Genomic DNA, 12,227 nt, shown 5'->3' with positions numbered 1-12,227 from the left:
CGCGTATAGATCAACAAGCCACACTTTATTGCGACGAATGACAGCGGCTAGCCATGGCCCATATCAAAAAAAGCCCCGCGCTTCTCTCGAAGGCGGGGCTTTTTTTGCAGCTCTGGCGCTTAAGGCGCGTAAGTCAGCAACAACTCACTCGGCACCTTGAAATCCAGGGACATCATGACGCTCAGGGCGGTGATGGTGAAGATCGAGAACACGAACAGCTTGCGTGCCCAGACCGTATCGTCCACCGCCTTGTAGCCGGTCCAGGCCATGTACAGCCAGTACATGCCCATGGCAGCGGCGACGGCGAGGTAGCTCATGCCGGCGTAGCCGCTGAAGGTCAGCATCAAGGTCGCCACCAGGAAGGCCAGGATGTAGAGCAGGATGTGCTTCTTGGCCACGCGGATGCCGCGCTTGACCGGCAACACCGGAATCGAGGCTGCCAGGTAATCGTTGAAGCGGAAGATCGCGATGGCGTAGGAATGCGGCATCTGCCACAAGCTGAACATCACCAGCAGCGTCAGCGCCGCCATGTCGAAGCTGTTGCTCACAGCCACGTAGCCGATCACCGGCGGCATCGCCCCCGACAGGCTGCCCACCAGCGTGCCGTGGACCGACTTGCGCTTGAGGTACAGGCTGTAGAGGCCGACGTAGATGACAAAACCGATCACCGCGAACAACGCCGCCAGCGGATTGGCCACCCAGTACAGCAGCGCCACGCCGGCCACGCCCAGCACCGTGGCGAAGGCCAGGGCCAGTTGCACCGGAATCAGGCCTTGGACCAGCGCCCGGTTCTTGGTGCGCTCCATCTTGATGGCGATGTCGCGGTCGATGCAGTTGTTGAACACGCAACCGGACGCCACCACCAGGGAAGTGCCGATCATCGCCGCCAGGAAGATGGCCAGATCGACATGCCCTTTCGAGGCCAGGAAGAACCCGCCCGCCACAGAAAGCACGTTACCGAAAATGATCCCCGGCTTGGTGATTTGGATAAAGTGCTTCAGTGACATCCGGACTTTCCTCAGTGCGCCATCATGTTGGTGTGGATGCTGAACATGATCCACAACGACAGGCCGACCAGCAGGACAATCACGATCGCAGCAAACACAAACGCGACCACGTTGTTACGTTGGGCAGCGGAGCGGTCCAGGTGCAGGAAGTACACCAGGTGCACCAGTACCTGGACCACGGCGAAGATCAGGATGATCCACAGGGTCAGGCTCTTGGGCAGCGACGGGTACATCACCAGGCCGAACGGAATGACGGTCAGGATCACCGACAGGATGAAACCGATGGCGTAGGACTTGACGCTGCCGTGGCCGGCGTCATGGCCATCATGGGAATGTGCGTTAGCCATTTACAGGGTCCCCATCAGATAAACAACGGTGAATACGCAGATCCACACCACGTCCAGGAAGTGCCAGAACAGGCTCAGGCAGCTCAGGCGCGTCTTGTTGGTGGCGGTCAGGCCGTTTTTCTGGACCTGGTACATCATGATCGCCATCCAGATCAGGCCGCTGGTCACGTGCAGGCCGTGGGTGCCGACCAGGGTGAAGAACCCGGACAGGAAGCCGCTGCGGCTAGGGCCGTAGCCTTCGGCGATCAGGATATGGAACTCGTTGATCTCCATGGCGATAAAGCCGGCGCCCAACAGGAAGGTCATGGCCAACCAGCCCAGGACCTGGGTTTTCTTGCCCTTGAACAACGCCAGCATGGCGAAGCCGTAGGTGATCGAACTGAACAGCAGCAGCGCGGTTTCGCCCAGTACATAAGGCAGTTCGAAGATTTCGTGGCCCGACGGGCCACCGGCGACGTTGTTAACCAGCACCGCGTACACCGCGAAGATCGACGCAAACAAAATGCAGTCGGTCATCAGGTAGAGCCAGAAACCGAATACGGTCATCTCGCCCGAGTCGTGGTGATGGTCATCGTGCCCATGGTCATGACCATGGGCGTGTCCAACATTGGTCACTAAGTTCGACATGGTTTAAGCCTGTTCCAACGAGGTTTCAACACGGGTGGCGGTGGCGGGGACTTTCCCGGCCGCGACCAGGCGCTTGTGCTGCTCGGCTTCGATGCGTTCGATGACATCCACCGGCACCATGTAGCCCTGATCGTCACGGGCGGCATGGATCACGAAATACGCCACGGTGCCGACCAGGCTGGCGATGGCCAGCCACCAGATGTGCCAGATCATCGCGAAACCGAACACAGTCAACAGCGCACCCATGACCACACCGGTGGCGGTGTTGTTGGGCATGTGGATCGGCTCGTACTTGGCCGGAACCTGGTACGCGGTACCGGCTTCCTTGGCTTCGGTGAACGGGTCGATGGTTTCCGCTTTCGGCAGCACGGCAAAGTTGTAGAACGGTGGTGGCGACGAAGTCGACCATTCCAGGGTATGGGCATTCCACGGATCACCGTGTTCGCACATGTTTTCCGGCTTCTTGCGATCACGCACGCTGACGTACAGCTGGATCAACTGGCAGGCGATACCGACCGCGATCATCACCGCGCCGAACATGGCGACGTACAGGTACGGCACCCACTCAGGGTTGGTGGTGGCGTTCAGGCGACGGGTCATGCCCATGAAGCCCAGTGCATAGAGCGGCATGAACGCGACGAAGAAGCCCGAGATCCAGAACCAGAACGCTGCCTTGCCCCAACCTTCGTGCAGCTTGAAGCCGAACGCTTTCGGGAAGTAGAACGCAAAGCCTGCGATGTAGCCGAACACGGCGCCGCCGATGATCACGTTATGGAAGTGCGCGATCACGAACAGGCTGTTGTGCAACACGAAGTCCGCACCCGGGATGGCCAGCAGTACGCCGGGCATGCCGCCGATGGCGAAGGTCACCATGAAGCCCAGGGTCCACAGCACGTGGCTGGTGAACCGCAGGCGGCCCTGGTAGATGGTGAACAGCCAGTTGAACAGCTTCACACCCGTCGGGATCGAGAGCAGCATCGTCGCCAGGCCGAAGAAGGCGTTGACGCTGGCCCCCGAGCCCATGGTGAAGAAGTGGTGCAGCCAGCCCATGAAGCCCAGTACCGAGATCGCGCCGGAAGCGTAGATCATCGAGTGGTGGCCAAACAGTTTCTTGCCGGAGAAGGTCGAGATGACTTCGGAGAAAATACCGAACGCCGGCAGGATCAGGATGTACACCTCGGGGTGACCCCAGGCCCAGAACAGGTTGACGTACATCATCGGATTTCCACCCAGTTCATTGGTGAAAATGTGGAAATCCATGTAGCGGTCAAGCGTCAGCAGTGCCAGGGTAGCGGTGAGGATCGGGAACGAAGCGACGATCAGCACGTTGGCCCAGGTACAGGTCCAGGTGAAGATCGGCATGTCCATCAGCTTCATGCCTGGGGTACGCATCTTCAGCACGGTGGCCAGGAAGTTGACCCCCGTCAGCGTTGTCCCCAACCCGGATAGCTGTAGCGCCCAGATGTAGTAATCCACCCCCACGCCCGGACTGTATTGCAGCCCCGACAACGGTGGATAGGCAACCCAACCGGTCTTGGCGAATTCGCCAACACCCAGCGATACGTTGATCAGTACCACGCCGGACACCAGCAGCCAGAAGCTGAGGGAGTTCAGGAACGGATAGGCAACGTCGCGCGCGCCGATCTGCAGCGGCACTGCAAGGTTCATCAGGCCGGTGAAGAATGGCATCGCCATGAAGATGATCATGATCACACCGTGGGCGGTGAAGATCTGGTCATAGTGTTCAGGCGGCAGGTAGCCAGGCGAACCCTCGGTGGCCATGGCCAGCTGGGTACGCATCATGATGGCGTCGGCAAAACCGCGCAGCAGCATGACCATGGCGACGATGATGTACATCACGCCGATTTTCTTGTGATCGACCGAGGTCAGCCACTCTGTCCACAGGTAGGTCCACTTCTTGAAATAAGTGATACCGGCGAACAATGCCAGACCACCGAGCGCGATGATGGCGAGGGTCACCATGACAATCGGCTCGTGGAACGGGATCGCTTCCCAACTTAATTTACCTAACATCGTTTACTCCTCTGCCCCGGCAGCTGAATGCGAGCTCATGTCCATCCCTTCCATGTTGTGAGCCACTTCCTTGTCTTTCTTCTCGTGGTGCATCGGCTTGCCCGGATTCATCCCTTCATACTTGTCGATGATGGTCTGGAACAGGTTCGGCGTAACCGACGAGTAGAGTTCGACTGGGTTGTTCTGGCTCGGCTTGGAAAGGGCTTCGTATTCAGCTTTTTCAAGCTGTTTAGGTGCCTTCTTCACTTCGTTGACCCAGGCGTCGAACTCTTCCTGGGTGGTGGCGGTCGCTTTGAACTTCATGCCGGTGAAACCCGCGCCGCTGTAGTTGGCGGAGATACCTTCAAGTTCGGTGTTCTGGTTGGCGATCAGGTGCAGCTTGGTCTGCATGCCGGCCATCGCGTAGATCTGGCCGCCCAGGCCCGGGATGAAGAACGAGTTCATCACGGTGTCGGAGGTGACCTTGAAATTGATCGGCGTGTGGGCCGGGAACACGATCTTGTTGACCGTGGCGATGCCTTGTTCCGGATAGATGAACAGCCACTTCCAGTCCATCGAGACCACTTCGATGGTGATCGGCTTGACGTCGGATTCAAGCGGACGATAAGGGTCCAGGGCGTGGGTCGACTTGTAGGTGACATAACCCAGGGCAATGATGATCAGCACCGGAATGGTCCACACCGCCACTTCGATCTTGGTCGAATGCGACCATTTCGGCGTGTAGGTGGCCTGGGTGTTGGTTGCGCGGTACTTCCAGGCGAACAGGAAAGTCATGACGATAACCGGCACAACGACCAGCAACATCAGCAGCGTGGCGGTGATGATCAGGTTTCGTTCATCCAGGCCGACCTGGCCCTTGGGATCGAGCAAGGTCATGTTGCAGCCTCCCAGCAGCAACGTGCCGAGCAGCGGCAACAAGCCTAGTAATCGGGGGTACCTGTTTTTACTCATCTCACGACCTCTAAAGCAGCTTGCGCAATGCAGTTGGGTTTTGATCGCCAACACTTCACCCTGCCAAGGGTTGGCATTTTCTTGGATTGAATAAGGGCTGCCCGTCGAACGTCAGCGGCTGTTCGACACATCCTGGGCCAGCAGTGAGTTCTTATTCGTTGGTCAAAAGGCCTAGTTCAAGCCCAATTCCATTTGGTGCGGATAGTTGGAGGCACCGACACCTGGGGTCGCATGGGGCGCTGGCGCCCTTCGACCACTCTCGTGCTCAAGCTTGAGCCGGGTCGGAAAATCGGTGCGGGCGATTGTAGTGAGGTGACGCGCTGTAGACCATGTCTCATCCCGAAATAATTTTTATCCGATCCGGCAACAATCTCTTGCTGATATTGCAACGGGCCAGCATCTTATCGAAATTAATTCTCAACAAGAACCCCAAAAAACGTAGGTCTACTACGCCCGATTTAGACAGCTTGGATCGATTCGCAAGGGCTTTTTTGCCCGGCAAGCGCCCATTTTCAGGGGCCTGGGGCGCCTGACGCTGCGCTGTTAAAAATGCCTGCTACAAGCGAGACGCTGGCTGCGAAACCAGACGTTTTTTTGTTACAGGAATAAGCGTTTAATCGCCGTCGGAAAGGCTGAGCGTCGCAAGATATGTGACAACGTGTCGCACGTTGTCGCAGGTCATTCTTGCCTCGGATCAAGGACGCTCCGGCTCGGGGGTGAAACGAAAAACGCCCCGGCTCTCCAAGGGAGTAACCGGGGCGTTTCGTTGAGGTGTTTCAGCGAAGCGGTTTGCGGTTACGCGACACCAGCAACGGCACCAGCACCACCGTCAACACGAAGGCCACCAGTGCCCATTGCGCCAGGGACAGGCCCAGGATCGGTGGGTAAGGAGTAGAGCAAAAACCATCGACCTGGAACCCCAGCGGGAAGATCTTCGCCAGCGGCAGGTCATCGACAATCGGTTGCAAGACATCGATACCGCAACTGACCGCGGGGAAGAACTGCGTGTACACGTGATGCCCGGCCACACCGGCCCCAGCCAGGGCGCAGAGCACCACCAGGCCTTCGAAGATCGTCAGGCTGCGGCGGGTGCGCATGGCGGCGCCGATGAAAGCGAAAATAGCGATCAGCAACAACGCATAGCGTTGCAGGATACACAGCGGGCACGGCGCCTCGCCGAGGGCCACCTGCATGTACAGCGCACCACCGATCAGTGCCAGGCAGATCAGCCCCAGCAGCACCAGATAGCGCCGCTCGCGGCCCAGCCGCATCATTTCCTCACTCATTGCGTTTCCCTTTGTCTGCATGGATCGACGCGCAGCCTCGCAACACCCGGCGCGCGATCGGATGTACCGAAGTCTACACGCTGACCATGACAGTGAACGAGCAGCGGGCGTCGACAATTGAAGGGAATAGAGCGCAAGAAGGTTAAGCGGGGATTAATGCGGGTCAGTTGGACAGGGGTGGAGCTGCAGCCGCCATCGCGAGCAAGCTCAGCTCCCACAGGGATTTGTGATGAGTGCGATATCTGTGAACAACCCGCAACCCCATGTGGGAGCGAGCTTGCTCGCGATGGCGGTGGGTCAGCTTGCACTGATGTCGGATCTACCGATGCCTTCGCGAGCAGGCTCGCTCCCACAGTTTTTTGTGGTGTTCACAGAAATCGTGTCCACCACATGTCCCCTGTGGGAGCGAGCCTGCTCGCGATGAGACCAACCCGGCTTCCCCAGTTGGCCGCGACCTTATTCCAGCGCCGCCGCCGGGCCGAAGAATTCGTAGCGGCTCTGCCGGTCGGGCACGCCCAGGGCCTTGAGGTGGCGCTTGACGGCGCCCATGAAGCCCTTCGGCCCAAGGAAATAGGCGTCCAGGTCACGCTGCTCCGGTAGCCATTGCGCCAGTTGCTCCTGGCTCAACAGCCCCACCTTGTCCGCCGCCGGGCTTACCCCGTCGTCTTCGTCGTAGCAGTAAAAACGCTTGAGTTGCGGATGCCGCTTGGCCAAATCGTCGATCCAGTCACGGAAGGCATGGACGCGGCCGTTGCGTGCGCAGTGAATGAAATGCACCGGCCGCTCGGTTTGCAGTGCTGCCTGCAACATGGCCAGGGTCGGGGTAATACCAACGCCGCCGCTGATCAGCACCAACGGTTTTTCGCTGGCACTCAGGTAGAAATCCCCGGACGGCGGGAACAACTGGATACGACTGCCAACCTCAAAATGATGATGCAGGAAGTTCGACACCCGCCCGCCTGGCTCACGCTTGACACTGATCCGGTACTGGCCATTGTCCGCCAGGGCCGACAGCGAATAGTTGCGGCGCACTTCCTCGCCCTCGAGCACGAGTTTCATGCCGATGTACTGGCCCGGCTCGGCCACCAGGATCGGGCCCTTGTCCGCAGGTTCGAAGTAGAAAGAGGTGATTTCCGCGCTTTCCTGGACCTTGGCCGCCAGGATGAACTCGCGCTCGCCACGCCAGCCGCCCAGCGCCTCGGCCTTCTTGTCGTACATGTCGGCTTCGGCGCCGATCAGGATATCGGCCAGCTGGTTGTAGGCAGCGCCCCACGCCGCGATCACTTCGGGGGTGGCGATTTCTTCGCCCAGCACCTCGGCAATCGCCCGCAGCAGGCACGAACCGACAATCGGGTAATGTTGCGGCAGGATCTGCAGGGCAACGTGCTTGTTGACGATTTTCGCCACCAGGTCGCCCAATTGGTCGAGCTGGTCGATGTGCCGCGCATACATCAACACGCCGTTGGCCAAGGCACGTGGTTGGTCGCCGCTGGCCTGGTGAGCCTGGTTGAACAGCGGGCGGACCTGAGGGTACTCGGACAGCATCATGCGATAGAAGTGGGTGATCAGCGCCTCCCCCCCGCTTTCCAGCAAGGGCACGGTGGAGCGAATGATGGCGCGCTCTTCTCGACTGAGCATAAGGTGACTCCTGGCGTATGATCGATAACAGTTGCTTATGTCATATCAGTTTCCGTGCCATATTTTTTTACCTTTAATATCAGCAAGTTAAAAAGAGTGTAGTCATATCGACACGACCCACCTTATAGTCGTTTCGACTACATGGAGTCATTATGACCGCAACCGCCCTGCTGACCTCTCTACTGCCGCTGGTAGCCGACCTGTCCCGCGAACTGCCTGAAGGTGAACGTTACCGGCGCCTGCTCGGCACCCTGCGCGCCCTGCTGCCCTGCGATGCGGCAGCGTTGTTGCGCCTGGATGGAGACTGCCTGGTACCGCTCGCCGTGGATGGCTTGAGCACCGATACACTGGGCCGGCGATTCCGGGTCAGCGAACATCCACGCTTCGAAGCGCTGCTGGCCAACCCGCACCCCACCCGCTTCGCCGCCGACAGTGGCCTGCCCGATCCCTCCGACGGGCTGGTCGAGGGGCTGGCCAAGCATCTGGAAGTCCACGACTGTATGGGTTGCCCACTGTTCATCGATGAGCGCCCCTGGGGCCTGCTGACCCTGGATTCGCTGGACCCGGAGCGCTTCGAACCCATCGACCTCAGTGCCCTGCAAGCCTTCGCCAGCCTCGCCGCCGCCACGGTCAGCGCCGCCGAGCGCATCGAGCGCCTGGCCTTGAAAGCCGAGGACGAACATCGCCGCGCCGAGGTCTATCGCCAGGCCAGCGGCCAGCAACACCGCGACATGGTCGGCCAGAGCACGGCCCACAAGCGCCTGGTGGAAGAGATCACGCTGGTGGGCGGCAGCGACCTGACAGTATTGATCACCGGCGAAACCGGCGTGGGCAAGGAACTGGTCGCCCAGGCCATCCACGCCGCGTCGAAACGCGCCGGCCCGCCGCTGGTCCGCCTCAACTGCGCCGCCCTGCCGGATACGCTGGTGGAAAGCGAACTCTTCGGCCATGTCCGGGGCGCCTTCACCGGGGCCACGAACGACCGCCGCGGCAAGTTTGAACTGGCCGACGGCGGCACCTTGTTCCTCGACGAGGTGGGTGAGTTGTCCCTGACTGTCCAGGCCAAGTTGCTGCGGGTGTTGCAAAGCGGCCAACTGCAGCGCCTGGGTTCGGACAAGGAGCACCGAGTCGATGTTCGCCTGATCGCGGCCACCAATCGCGACCTCGCCGAAGAAGTGCGCAACGGCCGTTATCGGGCCGATTTCTATCATCGCTTGAGCGTATACCCCCTGCAGGTGCCGGCACTGCGTGAACGCGGGCGGGACGTGCTGCTGCTCAGCGGCTTCTTCCTCGAACAGAATCGTTCGCGCATGGGCCTGGGCAGCCTGCGCCTGACCAGCGACGCCCAGGCCGCATTGCTGGCCTACGACTGGCCGGGCAACGTGCGCGAGCTGGAACACCTGATCGGCCGTAGCGCCCTGAAGGCCTTGGGCCGCCACCCGGCGCGCCCGAGAATCCTCAGCCTCAGCGCCCAGGACCTGGATTTGCCCCAGGCCCCTGGGGATAACGCCGAACCGTCATCCCCCAACCCGGCGCCGGTCGCACCAGGCGTGACGGGGGACTTGCGCGAAGCGGTGGACGCGTTCCAACGCAATCTGATCGCCGCCTGCCTGGAGCGTCACCAGCACAACTGGGCCAGCGCCGCCCGGGAGCTGGGGCTGGACCGCGCGAACCTGGGGCGGATGGCCAAACGGCTTGGCCTGAAATAGTCGCTTGCTCCCGCTGGGCTGCGCCGTAAGAGCTGTGTAGGAGCTGTGTAGGAGCTGTGTAGGAGCTGTCGAGTGCAACGAGGCTGCGATCTTTCCACTGGCAATTGAGTCGCAAGCGAAAGATCAAGATCAAGATCAAGATCAAAAGATCGCAGGCTTCGCCAGCTCCTACAGAGCCGAGCGGGAGCAAGCTCCCTCGCCACAAAAGCGGTCCCGCACCAGGACCTTATGGCAGCGATCCATGCGATCGACAGGCTTTCATCCTAAAGCCTGCCCCCGACAAGTCGATAACCCAATATCACAAGCTGTTCTGGCGACCTTCATGCTCGCCCCACCTTTTTCCACAGAAGGTTTTTATGTCTTCCAACAAAGCCCGCGCAGATTCACTTTCGCTTCTGCTGTTTACCTTGCGCAGCGGCAAGCTGATGGCGATCAACCTGCTCAAGGTCAGTGAAATCATTCCCTGCCCACCGTTGACCAAGCTGCCGGAGTCCCATCCCCACGTCAAAGGCATCGCCACCCTGCGCGGGACATCGTTGTCGGTTATCGACCTGAGCCGCGCCATTGGCGAGCGGCCGCTGGAAGACCCGGACGGCGGCTGCCTGATCGTCACCGACGTCAGCCGTTCCAAGCAGGGCCTGCATGTGCAGGCGGTCAGCAAGATCGTGCATTGCCTGACCACCGACATCAAACCGCCGCCCTACGGCTCCGGCGGCGTGCGCGCGTTCATCACTGGCGTGACCTCGGTGGACGGCACGCTGGTGCAAGTATTGGATATCGAAAAGGTCATCCATGGCATCGCACCGGCGCAGATCGAAACCGCGCCGACCGAATTGAGCATGGAAGACGCCGAAGTCCTGGGCAACGCCCGGATCCTGGTGGTCGATGACAGCCAAGTCGCCTTGCAGCAATCGGTGCACACCCTTCGCAACCTGGGCCTGCAATGCCATACCGCCCGCAGCGCCAAGGAAGCCATCGACTGCCTGCTGGAGCTGCAGGGCACGGCGCAGGAGATCAACCTGATCGTCTCCGATATTGAAATGTCGGAAATGGACGGCTACGCCCTCACCCGGACCCTGCGCGAGACGCCGGATTTCGCCCACCTCTATGTGCTGCTGCACACGTCGCTGGACAGCGCCATGAACAGTGAGAAAGCGCGATTGGCCGGCGCAAACGGGGTGCTTACCAAATTTTCGTCGCCCGAATTGACCAAGTGCCTGATCACCGCGGCCAAGGCCGTCGCCGAACAAGGTCGCTGAGACCCACCCGCGTCAATGCGGGCCAGGTTCAAGGAGGCTGCGATCGTCGCGGCCTCTGACCCCTGCCCCGACCTCAGGCATACTCCTGTCCTGGTTCCCCGAACAAGGACATTGTCGATGAAAACCCCTGCACTGATGCTCCTCGGCCTCACTGCCGCCATCGCCTTTCAGGCTCAGGCTGCCAGCCCCGACGCGTGGGCCGCCTACGACAAAAAAGTGCTCGCCAGTTGCCTCAAGGCCAGCGGCCTGAAAGATCCCGAACCTGTCGGCACCGCTGCGCAATTCGACGATCGGGTAGGCTATACGGCGCTGTTGCTGCAAGGCCAATACCCACAGAAGCACATGAACGGCGCGACGGGCACCGAACTGTGCCTCTATCGCAAAAAAACCAAGACCGCCTTCGTCACCGAGTGGGACTCGATCCGCCCGGCCGAAGCCCCCCAATGAATGGCGCATAACTTGCTTCGCACGGCTTATCGCGGCGTTTTTCTGTCGCCGCTTTCAGCCTATTGCCTTCGGTCGATTAATGAACACAACGTTTTCCTGCGTAGGGTGCGGTAAATGCTGCACCGGTCATCACGTTCCCCTGACGCTCGACGAAGCCAGGATGTGGGCGAATGACGGCGGCCAGGTGATTGTCCTGGTCGAGGCCTTCCTGCCCAATGGCCTCGGCCTTCCGGTGGCGCAACGCGAACATGCCGAACGCCGTTCGGCAGTGGTCCGCAGCGGCACGAGCGCGGCGCTCGTGGCAATTACCTTCGCCGCTTAGAACCCAGGCCCTTGCCATAATCTGGACGCCGACAACCTGTGCCGCATCTATGAGCGCAGGCCTTTGGTTTGCCGCATCTACCCCATGGAAATCAACCCGCACATCCCGCTCAATACCGCCGCCAAGGATTGCCCGCCAGAATCGTGGGAAACGGGGCCGCAGTTGATCGTCGGCGGTGAGTTGGTAGACCTGGAGCTGGCTCGGTTGATCGAACGTTCACGCCAGGCCGATCGTGAAGAGATCGCGATCAAGGCGCGCATCTGCGTGTCCCTGGGCATCCACACGACAGCGTTGAAGGGCGATGGATTCACAGCCTACCTGCCGAACATGGCCGCGTTTGCCACCGCGATTGATCAGGCCCGCTCGCAGCCGTGGGACCCCGAAGCGGGTGAATGGCAATTCCACCTGTCCGGCGAGGATGTTGCCAGCCAAGTGACGGCCAGTGGCGCAAGCGTGGTCACCGAGGCACCGGTCAACTACGCCTTCATTTCCCTGCGGGCCGCCTGAATTTGTAGAGATACCCTGTGGGAGATTCTATGGTTGAGGGGAAGCCCTCAAGCCGCTTTTGGTTGGTATTCGCTTTGCCCTTTCAGCAGAGCG

General features: G+C 60.3%; 10 protein-coding genes and 1 pseudogene. 4 read left to right on the top strand and 7 right to left on the bottom strand.

The window, feature by feature from the left end:
• Positions 1-119: 119 nt before the first annotated feature.
• From cyoE to hmpA, 7 genes are all read right to left on the bottom strand, one after another.
• Positions 120-1,007 carry a heme o synthase gene (gene cyoE / locus HGO40_RS24715; protein WP_250965153.1) on the bottom strand — a complete coding sequence of 296 codons (888 nt, stop codon included), beginning with the start codon at positions 1,005-1,007 and terminating at the stop codon, positions 120-122.
• Between the two features lie 11 nt (positions 1,008-1,018).
• The gene (cyoD, locus tag HGO40_RS24710; RefSeq protein WP_014340102.1) at positions 1,019-1,354 is read right to left on the bottom strand and encodes a cytochrome o ubiquinol oxidase subunit IV; all 336 of its coding nucleotides are present in this window, start codon (positions 1,352-1,354) and stop codon (positions 1,019-1,021) included.
• Positions 1,355-1,981, bottom strand: a complete 627-nt coding sequence (locus HGO40_RS24705; RefSeq protein WP_186705091.1) for a cytochrome o ubiquinol oxidase subunit III — start codon at positions 1,979-1,981, stop codon at positions 1,355-1,357. It lies immediately after the preceding gene.
• Positions 1,982-1,984: 3 nt separating this feature from the next.
• Positions 1,985-4,015 (bottom strand): cytochrome o ubiquinol oxidase subunit I, encoded by a 2,031-nt coding sequence (cyoB, locus tag HGO40_RS24700; RefSeq protein WP_250965152.1) that lies wholly within the window; start codon positions 4,013-4,015, stop codon positions 1,985-1,987.
• Between the two features lie 3 nt (positions 4,016-4,018).
• Positions 4,019-4,966 carry a ubiquinol oxidase subunit II gene (gene cyoA / locus HGO40_RS24695; RefSeq protein WP_186705089.1) on the bottom strand — a complete coding sequence of 316 codons (948 nt, stop codon included), beginning with the start codon at positions 4,964-4,966 and terminating at the stop codon, positions 4,019-4,021.
• Positions 4,967-5,742: 776 nt separating this feature from the next.
• The gene (locus HGO40_RS24690; RefSeq protein WP_060740730.1) at positions 5,743-6,252 is read right to left on the bottom strand and encodes a disulfide bond formation protein B; all 510 of its coding nucleotides are present in this window, start codon (positions 6,250-6,252) and stop codon (positions 5,743-5,745) included.
• Positions 6,253-6,708: 456 nt separating this feature from the next.
• Positions 6,709-7,890: an NO-inducible flavohemoprotein gene (gene hmpA, locus HGO40_RS24685; RefSeq protein ID WP_250965151.1), complete on the bottom strand. Its 1,182-nt coding sequence runs from the start codon at positions 7,888-7,890 to the stop codon at positions 6,709-6,711.
• Between the two features lie 152 nt (positions 7,891-8,042).
• Between hmpA and norR the strand changes: the two genes are divergently transcribed.
• The 4 genes and pseudogenes from norR to HGO40_RS24665 all read left to right on the top strand — a co-directional run bounded on the left by norR (position 8,043) and on the right by HGO40_RS24665 (position 12,134).
• On the top strand, positions 8,043-9,599 hold the full coding sequence (norR, locus tag HGO40_RS24680) for a nitric oxide reductase transcriptional regulator NorR (protein ID WP_250965150.1): 1,557 nt from the start codon (positions 8,043-8,045) through the stop codon (positions 9,597-9,599).
• Between the two features lie 356 nt (positions 9,600-9,955).
• On the top strand, positions 9,956-10,858 hold the full coding sequence (locus HGO40_RS24675) for a chemotaxis protein CheV (RefSeq protein WP_030139917.1): 903 nt from the start codon (positions 9,956-9,958) through the stop codon (positions 10,856-10,858).
• A gap of 117 nt (positions 10,859-10,975) precedes the next feature.
• A complete protein-coding gene (locus HGO40_RS24670; RefSeq protein ID WP_250965149.1) occupies positions 10,976-11,305 on the top strand; it encodes a hypothetical protein in 330 nt (109 codons plus the stop codon).
• A gap of 79 nt (positions 11,306-11,384) precedes the next feature.
• Positions 11,385-12,134 (top strand): annotated as a pseudogene (locus tag HGO40_RS24665) (YkgJ family cysteine cluster protein).
• Positions 12,135-12,227: the final 93 nt, after the last annotated feature.

Origin of the sequence: Pseudomonas sp. CG7 (assembly GCF_023701885.1) — a bacterium.
In the GTDB taxonomy this organism is placed as follows: Bacteria; Pseudomonadota; Gammaproteobacteria; order Pseudomonadales; family Pseudomonadaceae; genus Aquipseudomonas; species Aquipseudomonas zanjanensis.
The sequence above is the reverse complement of the archived record's forward strand: the minus strand, read 5'-3'. Positions and strand labels throughout refer to the sequence as shown.